Source organism: Salmonella sp. SJTUF15581 (assembly GCF_043356775.1).
GTDB lineage: Bacteria > Pseudomonadota > Gammaproteobacteria > Enterobacterales > Enterobacteriaceae > Salmonella > Salmonella enterica.
Window position 1 is genome coordinate 422,503 of sequence record NZ_JBEUJY010000001.1, and the last position, 16,324, is coordinate 438,826.

18 protein-coding genes and 1 other annotated feature (1 of these 19 cut by a window edge) are annotated in these 16,324 nt (G+C 49.8%); of the genes, 8 read left to right on the forward strand and 10 right to left on the reverse strand.

Annotated features, from left to right (window positions below):
* Positions 1-94 precede the first annotated feature (94 nt).
* Positions 95-610, reverse strand: a complete 516-nt coding sequence (yjjX, locus tag ABVN36_RS02045) for an inosine/xanthosine triphosphatase (protein WP_000554315.1) — start codon at positions 608-610, stop codon at positions 95-97.
* Positions 611-658: 48 nt separating this feature from the next.
* On the opposite strand from yjjX, the gene gpmB reads away from it, so the two are divergent.
* Positions 659-1,306 (forward strand): 2,3-diphosphoglycerate-dependent phosphoglycerate mutase GpmB, encoded by a 648-nt coding sequence (gene gpmB, locus ABVN36_RS02050; protein WP_023138571.1) that lies wholly within the window; start codon positions 659-661, stop codon positions 1,304-1,306.
* On the opposite strand, the gene robA is transcribed toward gpmB, so the two are convergent.
* Complete coding sequence (gene robA, locus ABVN36_RS02055; protein WP_000371685.1) at positions 1,303-2,172, reverse strand: MDR efflux pump AcrAB transcriptional activator RobA; 870 nt, start codon at positions 2,170-2,172, stop codon at positions 1,303-1,305. The genes gpmB and robA overlap by 4 nt on opposite strands.
* A 211-nt stretch (positions 2,173-2,383) precedes the next feature.
* Between robA and creA the strand changes: the two genes are divergently transcribed.
* Genes creA through creD form a run of 4 tightly spaced genes read left to right on the forward strand, consistent with a single transcriptional unit; the run spans position 2,384 to position 6,390 of the window.
* Positions 2,384-2,857, forward strand: a complete 474-nt coding sequence (creA, locus tag ABVN36_RS02060) for a protein CreA (protein ID WP_000875811.1) — start codon at positions 2,384-2,386, stop codon at positions 2,855-2,857.
* Between the two features lie 12 nt (positions 2,858-2,869).
* The gene (gene creB, locus ABVN36_RS02065) at positions 2,870-3,559 is read left to right on the forward strand and encodes a two-component system response regulator CreB (protein WP_001187046.1); all 690 of its coding nucleotides are present in this window, start codon (positions 2,870-2,872) and stop codon (positions 3,557-3,559) included.
* Positions 3,559-4,983 (forward strand): two-component system sensor histidine kinase CreC, encoded by a 1,425-nt coding sequence (creC, locus tag ABVN36_RS02070; RefSeq protein WP_017441769.1) that lies wholly within the window; start codon positions 3,559-3,561, stop codon positions 4,981-4,983. Before creB ends, creC begins: the two co-directional genes overlap by 1 nt.
* 57 nt (positions 4,984-5,040) lie before the next feature.
* A complete protein-coding gene (creD, locus tag ABVN36_RS02075; RefSeq protein WP_000920383.1) occupies positions 5,041-6,390 on the forward strand; it encodes a cell envelope integrity protein CreD in 1,350 nt (449 codons plus the stop codon).
* A gap of 57 nt (positions 6,391-6,447) precedes the next feature.
* Here creD and sthE read toward each other — a convergent pair whose 3' ends face one another.
* From sthE to arcA, 8 genes are all read right to left on the reverse strand, one after another.
* Positions 6,448-7,533, reverse strand: a complete 1,086-nt coding sequence (sthE, locus tag ABVN36_RS02080; RefSeq protein WP_023138572.1) for a fimbrial major subunit SthE — start codon at positions 7,531-7,533, stop codon at positions 6,448-6,450.
* 40 nt (positions 7,534-7,573) lie between these two features.
* On the reverse strand, positions 7,574-8,131 hold the full coding sequence (locus ABVN36_RS02085) for a fimbrial protein (RefSeq protein WP_001584421.1): 558 nt from the start codon (positions 8,129-8,131) through the stop codon (positions 7,574-7,576).
* Positions 8,132-8,148: 17 nt separating this feature from the next.
* On the reverse strand, positions 8,149-10,686 hold the full coding sequence (locus ABVN36_RS02090) for a fimbrial outer membrane usher protein (RefSeq protein ID WP_033903619.1): 2,538 nt from the start codon (positions 10,684-10,686) through the stop codon (positions 8,149-8,151).
* A 45-nt stretch (positions 10,687-10,731) separates the two neighbouring features.
* A complete protein-coding gene (sthA, locus tag ABVN36_RS02095; protein ID WP_000680522.1) occupies positions 10,732-11,415 on the reverse strand; it encodes a fimbrial biogenesis chaperone SthA in 684 nt (227 codons plus the stop codon).
* 70 nt (positions 11,416-11,485) lie between these two features.
* A complete protein-coding gene (locus tag ABVN36_RS02100; protein ID WP_000482235.1) occupies positions 11,486-12,031 on the reverse strand; it encodes a fimbrial protein in 546 nt (181 codons plus the stop codon).
* Positions 12,032-12,369: 338 nt separating this feature from the next.
* On the reverse strand, positions 12,370-13,041 hold the full coding sequence (locus tag ABVN36_RS02105; RefSeq protein WP_000811635.1) for a winged helix-turn-helix transcriptional regulator: 672 nt from the start codon (positions 13,039-13,041) through the stop codon (positions 12,370-12,372).
* Between the two features lie 384 nt (positions 13,042-13,425).
* Positions 13,426-13,740 carry a hypothetical protein gene (locus tag ABVN36_RS02110; RefSeq protein WP_000749515.1) on the reverse strand — a complete coding sequence of 105 codons (315 nt, stop codon included), beginning with the start codon at positions 13,738-13,740 and terminating at the stop codon, positions 13,426-13,428.
* A 266-nt stretch (positions 13,741-14,006) separates the two neighbouring features.
* Entirely contained in the window at positions 14,007-14,723 is a 717-nt protein-coding gene (gene arcA / locus ABVN36_RS02115) for a two-component system response regulator ArcA (protein WP_001194359.1), read from the reverse strand.
* A 95-nt stretch (positions 14,724-14,818) separates the two neighbouring features.
* On the opposite strand from arcA, the gene yjjY reads away from it, so the two are divergent.
* From yjjY to thrL, 3 genes are all read left to right on the forward strand, one after another.
* Complete coding sequence (gene yjjY / locus ABVN36_RS02120) at positions 14,819-14,959, forward strand: protein YjjY (RefSeq protein WP_001541509.1); 141 nt, start codon at positions 14,819-14,821, stop codon at positions 14,957-14,959.
* A gap of 399 nt (positions 14,960-15,358) precedes the next feature.
* A complete protein-coding gene (locus tag ABVN36_RS02125) occupies positions 15,359-16,045 on the forward strand; it encodes a tRNA/rRNA methyltransferase (RefSeq protein ID WP_393923655.1) in 687 nt (228 codons plus the stop codon).
* A 213-nt stretch (positions 16,046-16,258) separates the two neighbouring features.
* Entirely contained in the window at positions 16,259-16,324 is a 66-nt protein-coding gene (gene thrL / locus ABVN36_RS02130; RefSeq protein WP_001575544.1) for a thr operon leader peptide, read from the forward strand.
* Positions 16,260-16,324 (forward strand) — a sequence feature (Thr leader region) (it continues 56 nt past the right edge of the window). Its footprint overlaps the gene before it by 65 nt.

Consider the following 16,324-nt stretch of genomic DNA (forward strand, 5'->3'; position numbering starts at 1 on the left):
GTAGGCCGGATAAGGCGAAGCGGCCATCCGGCAACATCGCCGCGAAATGCCTGATGGCGCTGTGCTTATCAGGCCTACAACATAGCGCAAATAATTATCGATACACCGCGTTATGAAACGGGCTGAGCGCCAGGATCACCGCCTGGTAGTAAACGCTGGAGCGCGTTAATTTTCCGGCGGTAAATACGCCAATGGCGCCCTCTTTGCGACCAATCTCGTCAATACCTGTGTACTGCGACATCACCGGGCCAAGCGCTTCTCCCTGGCGGACTCTGTCGAGAATGACGGCGGGCAGCGGCAGCGTGGCCGATCGCGCTTCACCGCGCTGAACGCCGTTATCAATCACCACCCAACTGAAGGTGGCGTCATCGTCAATTCCGGCTTCAATGGCTACCCAGAAATCAGCTTGTGGATGCAGGCGTCGCGCATTACCCACGCGATTTCGTGCTCCAGCACGCGTTTCCTCGCTTCCGAAGGGCTGCTCCGGTACGCCGCTCTCGACGGCGACGGGCGTAATATGGCACGATCCTTCGCCGAAAATCTCTTCAAATGCCTGTAGAATTGCCTGAATTTTGGCAGGATTGGTGGTCGCAGAGATAACCTGGTGCATAATTAAGCTCAGTTTTAAAAATTTATCGCAGTATAACGGAAAAAAAACATGTTACAGGTATACCTTGTTCGCCACGGTGAAACGCAGTGGAACGCCGAGCGACGTATTCAGGGCCAATCGGACAGTCCCCTGACAGCAAAAGGCGAGCAGCAGGCCATGCAGGTAGGAGAACGCGCCCGCAGCCTCGGCATCACCCATATCATCAGCAGCGATTTAGGCCGCACAAAACGCACGGCGGAGATTATCGCCCAGGCGTGCGGGTGTGATATCACCTTTGACTCCCGCCTGCGCGAGCTGGATATGGGCGTGCTGGAAAAGCGCCAGATCGATTCGCTGACGGAAGAAGAAGAGGGCTGGCGTCGTCAGCTGGTCAACGGCACGCAGGATGGCCGCATTCCCGGTGGGGAATCGATGCAGGAGTTGAGCGATCGCGTTCATGCCTCGCTGGCGTCCTGTCTGGAGCTACCGCAGGGCAGCCGACCTTTATTGGTCAGTCACGGTATCGCGTTGGGCTGTCTGGTCAGTACTATATTGGGACTACCCGCCTGGGCGGAACGCCGGTTACGTTTGCGCAACTGCTCTATTTCCCGCATCGATTACCAGGAAAGTCAGTGGCTGGCGTCTGGGTGGGTGGTAGAAACCGCAGGGGACGTTTCGCATCTGGACGCCCCTGCATTGGATGAGCTACAGCGTTAACGACGAATCGGGATCAGAAATTCGCAGCGCAGGTTGATAGGGCGATCGCCGGTTTTGGTATCTTCTGACGGGTAGTATCGCTCTATATCCTGTCCTTTACGACGGGTCAGATTCAGCATTGGCATACAGGTGCCGTAAACGGTCAGGATAAAATCCTGCACGCCGGTTCCTAACCCTTCATAGGTGAACATGACGTATTCACCGCCCTGCAACAGCACAGGATGTGCCGACTGAACATAGCCATCGGCCTGCTCTTGCGGCAGTGCGGTGGTATAGAATACTTCCTGCTCATCGTCTTTCTCCATGCTGGGGCGCGTTTCATTAAGCCCATAAAGCACAGGCGGAATAGTTGGCGAATGACCGAGGAAATCATGCCAGAATTGCACGCGCATTTCGTGGCGGAAGTCGGAAATCTGTTCCAGCGAGCAGGAATAGCTCTGCGTGACGCCAAGGAGCGGCGTATCCTCCAGCGTAACGAACTGATGTTCCGGCACGGTAAACTCGCCCAGCCGTAATGGCGGGCGAATGCCAAAGGCGCTCCATTCCGAGGAGCGACGATACAGCGCTGGCGTCTGGGAAAACTGTTTCTTAAAGGCGCGCGTAAAGGTTTGCTGAGAATCGAAGCGGTACTGAAGAGCAATATCCAGAATTGGACGCGCGGTCAAACGCAGCGCTACTGCTGATTTCGATAAACGACGGGCGCGGATGTAAGCGCCAATGGCGTGGCCCGTCACGTCCTTAAACATTCTCTGCAGGTGCCACTTGGAATAGCCTGCTTTTGCCGCCACATTGTCAAGTGACAGCGGCTGATCCAGATGACCTTCCAGCCAGATTAACAGGTCGCGAATTATGCCAGCCTGATCCATAAAATATCCCCATCCTTTCAACAACGAGCACCCGATATCAGGTAAGAGGATAATAGCATTTTTTGTTCTTTTAGCATTCAGTGTTTTTTTTGAGCTTAAATGCTTTTTTTAGGCAACGTGACAGGTAATTATTCTAATCCTGTGATCTATAACCATTTTATTTTAGAATGTCTAATAATTACGCAATGTAACTTTTATGAATGGTAACAATATGAAATACAAGAGCTTAGTACTTTTCTCAATTTTGTTGCTGCTGGGGCAGAGCGCCCGCGCGGAACAAATTGGTTCAGTCGATACGGTATTTAAAATGTTCGGTCCTGACCATAAAATCGTGGTGGAAGCTTTTGACGATCCTGATGTCAAAAACGTGACGTGCTATGTTAGCCGGGCGAAAACGGGCGGCATAAAAGGCGGATTGGGGCTGGCGGAAGATACGTCTGACGCCGCTATCTCTTGCCAGCAGGTCGGGCCTATTGAACTGAGCGACAAAATTAAGAATGGCAAGGCGCAGGGAGAGGTGGTTTTCAAAAAACGCACCTCATTGATATTTAAGTCATTGCAGGTCGTGCGTTTCTATGATGAGAAACGCAACACGCTGGCGTATCTGGCCTATTCCGACAAAGTGGTCGACGGGTCGCCGAAGAACGCCATCAGCGCGGTGCCGGTCATGCCGTGGCGACAATAACAGGGAAAGAGTATGCAGCAACCGCAGGTCTGGTTAGTCGAGGATGAACAGGGAATCGCCGATACGCTCATCTACACCCTGCAACTGGAAGGGTTTACCGTTGAGCTATTCGCTCGCGGGCTGCCCGCGCTGGAAAAAGCGCGTCAGCAACGGCCGGATGCGGTGATTCTCGATGTGGGACTACCGGATATCAGCGGCTTTGAGCTGTGTCGGCAGTTGCTGGAACGCCATCCTGCGCTGCCGATTCTTTTCCTGACTGCCCGTAGCGATGAAGTGGATCGATTGCTTGGTCTGGAGATCGGCGCAGATGATTATGTCGCCAAGCCGTTCTCGCCGCGCGAAGTGAGCGCCCGCGTGCGCACGCTGTTGCGCCGGGTGAAAAAGTTTGCTGCGCCGTCGCCGGTGGTGCGTACCGGACATTTTGAACTCAATGAACCGGCGGCGCAGATCGCCTGGTTTGGTACGCCGCTCTCGCTGACGCGTTATGAGTTTCTGCTTCTTAAAACCCTGCTGCTGTCGCCGGAGCGCGTGTACTCGCGCCAGCAATTGATGGATATTGTCTGGTCTGATGCCCAGGAGACCTTCGATCGGACGGTCGATACACACATCAAAACCCTGCGCGCTAAGCTACGCGCGATCAACCCGGATCTCTCGCCAATTAACACGCATCGTGGAATGGGATACAGCCTGAGGAGCGTCTGATGCGCATCGGAATGCGTTTGCTGCTGGGCTACTTTCTTATTGTTGCCGTCGCCGCCGTGTTTGTGCTGTCTATCTTCGTTCAGGAGATAAAGCCGGGCGTCCGCCGCGCGACGGAAGGGACGCTGATTGACACCGCGACGCTGCTGGCGGCGCTGGCCCGCGACGATCTCCTTTCCGGCAACCCGACTGACGGCCAGTTGGCGAAAGCATTCGCCCAACTGCAACATCGCCCGTTTCGCGCCAATATCAGCGGGATCGTCAAAGTGCGCAATGAATACCATGTCTACATGACGGATGCGCAGGGGAAGGTGTTGTTTGATTCGGAAAACAAAGCGGTGGGGCAGGATTATTCTCGCTGGAATGACGTCTGGCTTACGCTGCGCGGACAGTATGGCGCCCGCAGCACGGCAAAAGATGCTGCCGATCCCAATAGCACCGTGATGTACGTAGCCGCGCCGATAATCAGCGATGGACGGATTATCGGCGTCCTGTCTGTCGGTAAACCGAATGCGGCAATGGCGCCGGTGATTAAGCGCAGCGAACGGCGCATTCTGTGGGCCAGCGCCGTTTTACTGGGAATTGCGCTGGCGATTGGCGCGGGGATGGTCTGGTGGATTAACCGCTCCATCGCCCGGTTGACGCGCTATGCGGATTCTGTCACCGAAAACCGCCCGCTTGCGTTACCTGCATTAGGCAGCAGCGAGCTGCGTAAACTGGCGCAGGCGCTGGAGAGTATGCGCATTAAGCTGGAAGGCAAGAATGAGATTGAGCAGTACGTGTATGCGTTGACTCATGAGCTGAAAAGTCCGCTGGCGGCGATACGCGGCGCGGCGGAGATTCTGCGTGAAGGACCGCCCGCGGATGTGGTTACCCGCTTTACAGAGAATATATTGGCGCAAAATACGCGAATGCAGGCGCTGGTAGAGACCCTGCTGCGCCAGGCGCGGCTGGAAAACCGGCAGGATATCCCTCTCGCGCCGGTTGCTGTTGATGAGCTATTTACGCAGCTTAGCGAGGCGCGCAGTATTCAGTTGGCGGCAAAAAATATCACCCTTACTCTACGGCCTTCCTCGCTGGTTGTCGTCGCCGACGCGGAGCTTCTGGCGCAGGCGCTGGGCAATGTGTTGGACAATGCCATCGACTTTACGCCTGAAAATGGCGTTATCACATTAAGCGCTCAGCCGATGGGGGAGAAAGCGATCCTGCAGGTGACGGATTCCGGCTGTGGTATTCCTGATTTTGCGCTGCCGCGCATTTTCGACCGATTCTATTCGTTGCCCCGTGAAAACGGACGTAAAAGCAGCGGGCTTGGGCTGGCGTTTGTCAGCGAGGCGGCGCGACTCCTCAACGGTGAGGTGACGTTGTGCAACCGTCCCGAAGGCGGCGTGCTGGCCTCGTTGACACTTCACCGTCACTTCACATAACTTCAAATTCTCCCCACATCGCGTTCTTACACTGCTGTTATTGCAAAGGAGAACGCTATGTTGAAATCCCCCCTGTTGTGGAAAATGATTACGTTAGGCGGCGCCATGATCCTGCTGTTAATTCCCCTGATGATGGTACGGCACACCATCGTGGAACGTGCTGATTATCGAAGCCATGTAGAAGCCGCTATTCGTCAGAGTACCAGCGGCCCGCAAAAGGTTGTCGGCCCGCTGGTGGCGGTTCCGGTGACAGAGCTCTATACCGTGCTGGAAGAGGAGAAAGAGGTCCAGTATAAGCGCAGCTATCTCTATTTTTGGTTGCCGGAGTCGCTATTGGTCGAAGGCAATCAAAACGTTGAAGCGCGAAAAATAGGTATTTATCAGGGGCAGGTGTGGCATACCGATATGGCGATAAAGGCGGAGTTTGATGTGGCCCGTCTGCATGAGCTGAACAGACCGAACATTACCCTTGGAAAGCCCTTTATCGTCGTGGGCGTCGGCGATGCGCGCGGTATCAGCGCAGTAAAAGCGCCGCAGGTGAATGGTGAAACGCTCACTGTAGAACCGGGGACCGGCTTACCGGAAAGTAGAGAGGGCATTCATATCCCGCTGCCGGACAGTCAGTGGGCGACGCGCAACCTGACGTTGGCGATGTCGCTAAATTTAAGCGGAACCGGCAGCTTTTCACTGGTTCCCGTCGGGCGTAGCAGTGAAATGACCCTGACCAGCAACTGGCCGCACCCAAATTTTGTGGGGGATTTTCTTCCCGGTAAACGCGAAATCAGCGGTTCAGGATTTCAGGCCCAGTGGCAAACCAGCCGGTTTGCCACGAATCTCGGCGAACAGTTTGCTGATGCGCAAAAGGTGGATTGGGACAACTTACCGGCGTTTAGCGTCGCTGTATCGACGCCAGCCGATCAGTATCAACTGACGGACAGAGCGACGAAATATGCCATTTTGTTGATTACGCTAACGTTTATGGCGTTCTTTGTCTTCGAAACCCTGACAGGGCAGCGGTTACACCCGATGCAGTATCTGCTGGTGGGGTTATCGCTGGTGATGTTCTACCTGCTGTTGCTGGCACTGTCGGAACATATCGGTTTCACGCCAGCCTGGATCGCCGCAAGCCTGGTGGGCGCGTTGATGAATAGCGTTTATTTGCAGGCGGTGCTGAAAGGATGGCGCAATAGCGTACTGTTTACGTTAGCGTTATTGGCGCTGGATGGCGTGATGTGGGGATTGCTGCGTTCGGAAGATAGCTCGTTGCTTCTGGGTACCGGCGTTCTGCTACTGGCGCTTGGCGGCGTGATGTTCCTGACGCGCCATCTGGACTGGTATTCGCTCTCTTGTCAGCAACGTAAGTCATTACCGCCAGTAAAAGATGACGAATTACGTTTGTGGAAATAAATATAACGGGCGCGCGCGTTAACGTTTTCCCGCGCAGCGCCAGAAAATGTGATGCCGTTAGTTATAGGTCAGGTTTAATGTTGCCGTGGCATTCGCTTGCCCGGCCGTTACCGTGGCGGCGGTTTTATAGTAGCGCGCGCTAATTTTCAGGGTGGTCGACATATTCATGGTTCCGCCGTTAACCGTCTGGCTGCCATCGGCATTGGTGGTAATCGTGTGAGTAAAGAGATCAATTTTTTGATTGATTGGCAAACTGTCGGTAAAGAAACCGGCGTCCGGTGCCTGAATACCCAACTGTACGCCAACGCCGGTTGCGCTGGTTGGCGCGCTTGCATTGCTCAACTGGATGACTGAATTATCAGGATTGTTTCCGCTGGCAGGCTGGGCGCTTAACGATGCGGAAATAGCGGTGCCTTGTTCGCAGGTCAATAAGATATCCTGCTCGCCTGTGCCCGCGGTTTGACTGTTAGCGAAACTGCCTAAATTGACGCTGCCTAAATCCACGGTGATGGCAGGTGTTTCTACCCGACATCCCATCGCTTTCATAATCAATTGCGTATTCCCCAAATACAGATGGGTCAGGATATCGCCGCCGGAGTCTTCCGTTGCGCTATCGCGAAAAGATACGCGCGCCAGTGGACTTTGGAATGTCGCGGTACCGGAGGTGATCGGACCGCCTAAGGCGACCAGTTCAACATTGTAGGCGGGAGCCATCGCATGGTGTGTTTTATTGCCATCGCCATTATGGTAGGTATTATCGATTGGCATGACATTATCGTAAGGGCCAGCATTCGTTTGGGTTTTAATCGCAATGCCCACGCCGGAAATGCCGGTGCTAAATACCGGCGTGTTGTTCCCGTCATTCGCATTGATTGTCGCTGATGCATTTGACTGCGCGCTACCGGGTTCATATAAAAAACCGACCTTATAATCGCGACTACAGCCATCCATTGTGACTTCGGAGGTGGAAACCCAGCCCGATTGCCACAACACCTCGCCTGCGGTATAGGCGTGGCTATCCACCACAAGCTGCGACGGCGGGGTGATAGTGATCGCGCCTTCATTACCGGAACGTTTACAGGAGGCGTAACCATGACTGGAGTACGCGAACAGCAGAATAAGCGCCAGATATAACCTTCTCATGAAAAATTCCTGCTTTTATACCAGGTGAAATAGAAAGATGTTATTGCCATGCGATAGTGATCGTCACAACGGACGTGAAATCCCCTGCCGTGACTTTTCCGTGCGGGGTATACATCCTTGCGGCGACAGGCAAATTGGCTTCATGGGTATTACTGTTGATATCCACCGTGTAAGTGACGTTGTTGGCCAGATTGACCAGACTTTTGCCGTCCAGGTTAAAAAGCTGTAATCCTAAATCCTGCGCCGGATTGGCCGCGCTGTTTGCATAAATTGCAGAAGCATAATTTGGATCGGGATAAGGTACGCCGTTAAATGAAATCGCGGCTTTTGTGGTCGTTGCCGGGCAATTCGTCATTTTTATGGTGAAAGGGATGGTGGCGGTATTGCCACCGGCCACGGCGATATCCGCCCGGGCATATTGTCCAAGAGAGATCGTGTCAGGTACCGTAACGGTACACGGATCGGCATAAATTAATCCCGTAACGTTAATGTCTACGGCATCTGCGGTATTGTATGCCGCGCTGATCGATGGCGACCATAATGCCAGACCCGTGAACGTTAACAGGGCGGCTAATGCAGCAAATCTGTTCATATTCATCTTTTATCCCACCAGAATCACTGGCATTGCTCGTGTAAGATTTCTACGCCAGAAGCGGAGGGGGAGCTCGGTATACGATAAGAGACCTGACACCGGTCTGCTGCTGTTGGTCCCCACTTCACTAATAACCGCCCTTGTTTTTCCAGTCCGGTTAACCAGGCTTGCCCCGCATCACCAACAAAACTGCTGTGATTGTCTGGTTTTGTTAAAGACGAGACGGTCGCGCCAAAAGGAACAGGCAGATTGTTTATGCGGGTTAATACCATCAATGCCTTGTAACCAATATTGGTTTTATATTCAGCCCTGACCACCGCGCCACGGGTAGGCACCAGCGTTTTACTGGTATCAATGAGCTCAATATTTTTTCTAATGCCCGTCGTATCTAAAGAGACTTCATTACGATGGTAAGGCGAAGCATAAGGTACGACGGCATAACCCCGAAAATCGGTGTCCACGCCCGTTTCGTTATTCACGGGGACACCCGCTGCGCCAGGGGCTTTAACCAATATGATGGTGTCGTCCATTGGCTGGGATAGTGTCAGGCCATTTCGATGTAACAGTACGCCGCCCTGAACGCCATAATTCAGGCGACGCATATGATTATCGTAGCTATATCCGCCGTTAATATCCGCATACGTCCCGTTATAGGTTGCGCTCACATTACCGCTGGTGGCTTTCTCTTGAGAGGAATAACCTTCCTGAACGCTCCATGAGAGATTTTTCTGTGCCAGCGCTGTTCCGTTTAAACCGACAGTATGCGTGGTATCGCCGTCTTTCGCGGAGTTCATATTGTAGGTGGCATACGTTGACGGCATAAAGGCATCTAACGGAATACTAATATTGATTGAAATTTGCTGGTCATTACTGTCTTCCGTATCGTCGTCTTCATCCTGAGAATTATCGGCGTTCAGCGTATAAGAATAGTTAATGCCATAGCTTACGTTATGCCATGTGTTGTTATAGCCAATACCTAATGATGTGGTATGAGTGTCATTCCAGTAATCTTCATTATATAAAGTGAGTGAAATGGAACCGTAGATAATGTCTTGCGATAACGACAGGTCGGTGCGATTACGTACATGATCATAGTGACTATTATCGCTATAGGTATCCAGCACATCCTCAAGAGCGTAGTAATCTTTGGTCGAATAACGGTAGCCGGCGACAGTGAAATTGGTGCCTGTTGACTGAATATCTTTGCTGTAACGAATACGCCAGGACTGTCCGGTAAGCGTATCGCTAACCACATCGCCTGCTTTAATTTTTGACCATGAGTTGGTGACGTCTAAAGACAATGCGCCCAGATCGCCAAGGTTTAAGCCTGTCCCGATGAGCGCCGCATGATAAACATCATTGCTCAGCGTACTCTCTATTCCGCCATAGGTGGTTATGCCGCCTGCTAATCCGTATAAGGCCGTCAGTTCAGCGAAGTTCTGTTGCGCGGAATGCGTATCTGATGAACGCGTGCGGCCTACCGTCAGGTCGTATTTCAGGTGGCCTTCACGCTGTAAGACCGGAACGCTGGCGTAGGGCACAATGAAATGCTGTTCAGAACCATCGGATTCTTTGATGGTGACGTACAGGTCGCCCGAACCGCCGGTTGGATAAAGATCGTTGATGGCGAATGGACCCGCCGGAACGTTAGTTTTGTAGATGGTATAACCGTTTTGTTCAACGGTTACCTGCGCGCTGCTTTTGGCCACCCCGCGAATGACCGGGGCGAACCCTTTCATACTGTCCGGCAACATATCGTCATCAGAAGAGATCTGTACGCCCTTAAATGAAATACTGTCAAAGACGTCCGCGGGCGTGTTATTTTCCCCGGCGATCAGCTGTCCTTTTAAAAATTCGATATCGCGAGAAACATAGGTGTAGGCAGAGTCCCAGCTATTTTGCCCATCGCTATCATGATTCCAGGTTGAGTAGTTACGAAAACGCCATGCGCCAATGTTAATACCTGGGCGCAGGTTGGCGTATTCGCTATTTTCCGTCCGGTTTTCATCAATATCGTGATCCTGCGATCCGGTAAAACTGTAGTTCAGCAAAAAAGCATTAATGCCTTCATCCCATTCGCTGGTAGGGACGAATTCTCGCGGGTCGGCGATCAACGCGATTTGAGGGATCGCTAAATCCAGCCGGTTACCGATGACATTAAACTTTGCTACAGCGCCAGCCAGCAGACTAAGATCGGTACACCCGTTTGGGTCATTTTTAAGCTCGGGGAAGTTTTCTGTTTTTACGCCCCACTGCTTGAGTTGTTCAACGCTAAGACACGGCTGTAGGGAGAGCTTATTATCTGCTGATTTTTTATTTTTAAAGGCAATATTTTTTGTTTCAACACTGGTGTTATTAATATAAATATCAACATTATAGGTGCCTTCTGCCTGACCCCCCTTTTCGAAAACCGATAGATCGACATTCTCCACGCCCGGTTCATCATTTTCCAACGATAATGGATTAAAATGATCATGCGCTAACGCTGGCTTTATGGAACAGCATATAAACAGAAACGATAACGCTAATTGAGAACGGGGCTCTACTCTGGAGAATTGCACAGTAAAAGTCCTGAAAGGGTAAAAGTAAAGTGAAGTCGTTAATGGCTAGAATGAACCGGAATGCGGCTCTAAACTCATCCCATAATCGCTGATTAATCGCCACGTTACCGTGCCATGAGGGGCGGCAGTAGAACCCAATTTAAATGACGCTGATGATTTTGGCGGAACGAAGGTCGCTGATTTCACTTCATGGCTGTTAAGCGTCACACTGGCAAAGTTCATATAATAGGGAGTGGGGTTATTTACGGTAATAACATCACCTGCCGTCTGCCATTTTAATTGTTGGCTCTGGCTATCAGGCGTTGATTTTGTTAATGCTGGCGGTCGATATATAAGCTTTATTTGGGTATTAATGGAGATTTCCACGCGGTTCGCGGAGGCATTATCATCAATAGAAGGAATACCCTTAATATTGAGCCAGTACATAGACTCCCGATCTGCAGGTAGGGGGGCGCCAGAGCGAATAACCCGAATACTGTTCTTTTGCCCGGCATCAAGGCGAAAAAGAGGCGGGGTGATAATAAACGCCTGCTTATTTGTGACCTGGGGATCGGCAACCGATAACCATGACTGAACAAGATTCGCTTTGCTGTCTTTATTCTCTACATTGATTGACGACTCATCATTATTGCCGTCGAAAACCAGTCGGGTTCCGCCAACAACAATGCTGGCATGGGCAACATGGCTTGTCAGTAATACGACCAACACGGATTTCTTTATGTGTTTCATTTTTTACTCTGTAAAGATGTTTTACGCTATGGACTGGCATCCTGCCTGTCCACATCAGGATGAGAATGCCTTACTGATACGAAACGGTATACGTAACCTGAGTGCTAACATCTCCACCGGTTACGGTTGCGGAACCATCATTTGCCATGGCAGCGTAATAGGTAAAGTCTGCTTCCGAGCCGTCGGTTGGCAGGTTTACTGCGGCATCATCCGTGTTATCTGTCACATCGCTATGTGAAGCGTTCTGAATAGAAATACCGACACCCGCGGCGCCCGTTTCCGATCCTTCGTCCGCGTTTTTGAAGTACGTTGGGTTGGAATCATCTGTTGCGCCGTGGAAGCGGAACATGGCCTGGGTTGGTACGCCAGTCCCTGCTTCCGGGCAGCTAACCAGGCTTACGGTAAACGGCACGTAATCGGTTGTGGCGCCTTTTTCCGCGATGCGTTCTTTGCTGTAATTACCTAAATCAATGGTGGTATCCGTGGAGCCATTAACCTGAACCGTACACGCCTGATCGTAAATTTTGCCATTGAACGTAATCGTGTTCTGGGCAAATACCGGTGTGGATGCTACGGCAGTTAACATTGCCAGGATGATAATTTTCTTATTAAACATATTAATTGTTGCCTGATTCTATTCGCTGAAAAATAAAGATAGCCATATAAAATAAAATATTATATTTTACTCTGTATGCGCTTCTTTCTGTTCTGTAGATAAGCAGGCGGCTATTCTACGTATATCAACTATGAACTCAATAAAAATTCTGATGCAATATTGAACGGCAGTCCAGTTTCGGACCCGGTAACAAAGTTTAATAAAATACCACTAAAGAAGTATGGTTGGTGACTGGATTTATAGAGCAAGATCTCTTTTTTGATAATAGTTATTATTTCCTGGAGGATTTATTTAACTCTATATTGCTTTATTTTTAAGAATATACGACGCTTGTCCGTTTAAAATGAAACCGGCAGGTTTCGAAGCTCTAACAGTCTTCCATGCAGTATTTTTATATAGTCCCCCGCTTTTAGTTCTGAAAGTACCTGCATGATACGGCTGCGTGAAAGCCCGGTTCTCTGCTGTATGAAGTTCTGTGCGTTGATCTCAAATCGTGAGCTTTCAGGATACGACCACAGTTCAAGTAACAGCGCTTTTATCTGGCTATAGGCGTCCTGCCCGATAAGGTTTCTGTCACGGTTAGTCATGAAAGCAATGCGGTACATCAGGATGTTCGAAATGTCACGCCAGAGATGCTTTTCATCAGCTATTTCCACAAAATCTTTTACTGGGACAGGATAATATTCACAGGTGGTTTCGGCGATAAAAAAGACGTCTGAATTCTCTTCTAACTGGTATAAGTCAGCATAGGCATCTACAAGGCCTAAAATCATTGGTGAGACACCGCAGCCCATTACAATGCTGTCGATACGCCGACATACTTTAATAGCGCCTTTAGTGATTAACAGGATGTGGGATTGATTATCAATCTTGATATCCAGTGTTTTACCGGCCGTAATAGTGACAGGGGAGATGTTTTGAATAACGTGCCGATGAATATTTAAAATGGCTTGCAGGTTTTTTTCTTTCCCTGTGGGACGATACACATTCCCGCCGTTTAACTGCTTCATATCTTCCCCATTATTATGGCTGATAAAGTGGTTGACTATTAAAAGGTAAAGATAAATTTAATATTCACTTGAAATTATAATTAAGTAAATAAAAATAGCCAACAAGAATATTTAAGTCAATATATTCACCTTATCAATGCATGAGCGACAACGCTGTTTGTAAGGTTAACCATAGTAAATGTGATGATTTTATTTGCAATCATTTTATGACAGCTATCATAGGTACTGTGCTTAACGAGCGCGTAGAGCGTACAGGATAGCGAAGCGATGAACATCGCTATTGGAGGATACGAATGAGAGAAAAGTACAAAATGCAGGCGGGCGGCGTTTTACTGAGCGAAATCGCCGCCTGCCGGAACTCCTCCCGGCGGGAGCCATAAGCGGTTAGCGGTACTGGACGATCAGGCTTTGAATCTCCGGATGATCTTTTAACGACACGTGCCGTACCGTGGCGATTCCATTCATCAACGAAATAGCGTTTCCAGACGGTGTGGCGACTGTCTGTAAATGGGGGATATTATTCCGCAAACATGATACCTCGATATTGCGATCGTGAGGCGCAAGATTACAACCATATTCGACAATCTGGCCTTTGAAATGAATAACGCCTGCGGAGACCGGCGCGGTAGCAGCCAGCGCGGCTGATGAAGCTGACATCGCTGCACAAAACAGGTAGCAGCATAATGGTGATTTTTTCATCCTTTGAAACCTCACGTCCTGTGAGCATCCCCTTATTTTTTGGGGACTAACAAATTCCGTGCATTACTCTTTAATGTAAATACACAAACTACCTTAACTTTCGCAAGCTGAGATAAACAGCGCTATACGACAATTTTTATGTAAAAGAGTACGTCATAACGGCAGGTCAGGAGGGAAAGCGAGGCCGCTTAGCGGAAGGGGGACATAAGAAACAGCCAGTAAGAATAACTTACCGGCTGTTTTTACGGTTCGGCGCCTGGGCCGAATTAATCCTGCAGGTCGCCGCAGAAGCGATAACCTTCGCCGTGAATGGTGGCGATGATTTCCGGCGTATCCGGCGTGGATTCGAAATGCTTACGAATACGACGAATGGTAACGTCAACAGTACGGTCATGCGGCTTCAGCTCGCGCCCGGTCATTTTCTTCAACAGCTCTGCGCGTGACTGAATTTTGCCAGGGTTTTCGCAGAAGTGAAGCATCGCGCGGAACTCGCTGCGCGGTAGTTTATACTGCTCGCCGTCCGGGCCGATCAGTGAACGACTGTTGATATCCAGTTCCCAACCGTTGAACTTGTAGCTTTCAACGCTACGACGCTCTTCGCTGACGGTACCCAGGTTCATGGTACGGGACAGCAGGTTGCGGGCACGGATGGTCAATTCGCGTGGGTTAAACGGTTTGGTGATGTAATCATCCGCGCCGATTTCGAGGCCGAGAATTTTGTCGACTTCGTTATCGCGGCCCGTCAGGAACATCAGCGCAACGTTAGCCTGTTCACGCAGTTCACGCGCTAACAGGAGACCGTTTTTCCCTGGCAGATTGATATCCATGATCACCAGGTTGATGTCATATTCAGAGAGGATCTGATGCATTTCCGCGCCATCTGTCGCTTCGAATACATCATAGCCTTCCGCTTCGAAAATACTTTTCAACGTGTTGCGTGTTACCAACTCGTCTTCAACGATAAGAATGTGCGGGGTCTGCATGTTTGCTACCTAAATTGCCAACTAAATCGAAACAGGAAGTACAAAAGTCCCTGACCTGCCTGATGCATGTCGCAAATTAACATGATCGGCGTAACATGACTAAAGTACGTAATTGCGTTCTTGATGCACTTTCCATCAACGTCAACAACATCATTAGCTTGGTCGTGGGTACTTTCCCTCTGGACCCGACAGTGTCAAAAACGGCTGTCATCCTAACCATTTTAACAGCAACATAACAGGCTAAGACGTACCGGACACCTAATAAAACTACGCTTCGTTGACATATATCAAGTTCAATTGTAGCACGTTAACAGTTTGATGAAATCATCGTAGCTAAATGCTAGCTTTCATCACAAATTTGCAATATTCCAACTAGTTACGTAAGCCAACTAATAAATGCGATGAATCCAAAGAACAGGATCTATTTTAAATTAAATTATCCTAAATAAACAGCAGGATAACGATGTTCTGTTAACATAAACAGCAATAGTACAGATACGCAATAGTGTAGCGTCTTTTACGAAATCAAAAATGCTTTTTCAGTGATATCCGTTAAAATTTTGTAAATTTGCGAAGCGTAATATGCTTACAAACGCCAGCTAATTTCCTGTAAATTAGTCAAAAAGAGTAATGAAATGCGTGTAACAATCGTTCTTGTCGCTCCCGCCAGAGCGGAAAATATCGGCGCAGCCGCCCGGGCAATGAAGACCATGGGATTTACTGATCAGCGTATTGTCGACAGCCAGGCGCACCTGGAGCCCGCCACCCGTTGGGTCGCACATGGATCTGGAGATATTATTGATAATATTGAGGTTTTCCACACCCTTGCCGACGCGCTCCACGATGTAGATTTTACCGTAGCGACGACAGCCCGCAGCCGGGCAAAATTTCATTACTACGCTTCGCCCGCTGAACTGGTTCCCTTATTACAGGAAAAATCACGCTGGATGCGTCATGCCGCGCTGGTTTTTGGCCGTGAGGATTCCGGTCTGACCAATGACGAGCTGGCGCTGGCGGATGTATTGACCGGCGTGCCGATGGCGGCGGATTACCCTTCGCTCAATCTGGGTCAGGCGGTCATGGTGTATTGCTATCAATTAGCAGGTTTAATGCAACAGGCCACAGAATCCGTTGATATTGCTGATGAATCGCAGTTACAGGCGTTACGCGCGCGCCTTTTACGCCTGCTAACGACTCTGGAGGCGGCCGATGACCACAAATTAACCGACTGGCTACAACAGCGAATCGGCCTGCTGGGACAGCGAGATACGGTAATGTTGCACCGTTTGGTCCATGATATTGAAAAAAAACTAACAAAATAACGTGCTGTAATTTTTAAAATAATAAGAGATTACGTCTGGTTGCAAGAGATCATAACAGGGGGAATTGGTTGAAAATAAATATATCGCCAGCAGCACATGAACAAGTTTCGGAATGTGATCAATTTAAAAATTTATTGACTTAGGCGGGCAGATACTTTAACCAATATAGGAATACAAGACAGACAAATAAAAATGACAGAGTACACAACATCCATGAACCGCATCAGCACCACCACCATTACCACCATCACCATTACCACAGGTAACGGTGCGGGCTGA

Excerpts from the sequence above, each read along its gene's own strand:
- yjjX (WP_000554315.1), bottom strand. The coding sequence starts at position 610 with ATGCACCAGGTTATCTCTGCGACCACCAATCCTGCCAAAATTCAGGCA.
- gpmB (WP_023138571.1), top strand. The coding sequence starts at position 659 with ATGTTACAGGTATACCTTGTTCGCCACGGTGAAACGCAGTGGAACGCC.
- robA (WP_000371685.1), bottom strand. The coding sequence starts at position 2,172 with ATGGATCAGGCTGGCATAATTCGCGACCTGTTAATCTGGCTGGAAGGT.
- creA (WP_000875811.1), top strand. The coding sequence starts at position 2,384 with ATGAAATACAAGAGCTTAGTACTTTTCTCAATTTTGTTGCTGCTGGGG.
- creB (WP_001187046.1), top strand. The coding sequence starts at position 2,870 with ATGCAGCAACCGCAGGTCTGGTTAGTCGAGGATGAACAGGGAATCGCC.
- creC (WP_017441769.1), top strand. The coding sequence starts at position 3,559 with ATGCGCATCGGAATGCGTTTGCTGCTGGGCTACTTTCTTATTGTTGCC.
- creD (WP_000920383.1), top strand. The coding sequence starts at position 5,041 with ATGTTGAAATCCCCCCTGTTGTGGAAAATGATTACGTTAGGCGGCGCC.
- sthE (WP_023138572.1), bottom strand. The coding sequence starts at position 7,533 with ATGAGAAGGTTATATCTGGCGCTTATTCTGCTGTTCGCGTACTCCAGT.
- ABVN36_RS02085 (WP_001584421.1), bottom strand. The coding sequence starts at position 8,131 with ATGAATATGAACAGATTTGCTGCATTAGCCGCCCTGTTAACGTTCACG.
- sthA (WP_000680522.1), bottom strand. The coding sequence starts at position 11,415 with ATGAAACACATAAAGAAATCCGTGTTGGTCGTATTACTGACAAGCCAT.
- ABVN36_RS02100 (WP_000482235.1), bottom strand. The coding sequence starts at position 12,031 with ATGTTTAATAAGAAAATTATCATCCTGGCAATGTTAACTGCCGTAGCA.
- ABVN36_RS02105 (WP_000811635.1), bottom strand. The coding sequence starts at position 13,041 with ATGAAGCAGTTAAACGGCGGGAATGTGTATCGTCCCACAGGGAAAGAA.
- ABVN36_RS02110 (WP_000749515.1), bottom strand. The coding sequence starts at position 13,740 with ATGAAAAAATCACCATTATGCTGCTACCTGTTTTGTGCAGCGATGTCA.
- arcA (WP_001194359.1), bottom strand. The coding sequence starts at position 14,723 with ATGCAGACCCCGCACATTCTTATCGTTGAAGACGAGTTGGTAACACGC.
- yjjY (WP_001541509.1), top strand. The coding sequence starts at position 14,819 with ATGACTAAAGTACGTAATTGCGTTCTTGATGCACTTTCCATCAACGTC.
- ABVN36_RS02125 (WP_393923655.1), top strand. The coding sequence starts at position 15,359 with ATGCGTGTAACAATCGTTCTTGTCGCTCCCGCCAGAGCGGAAAATATC.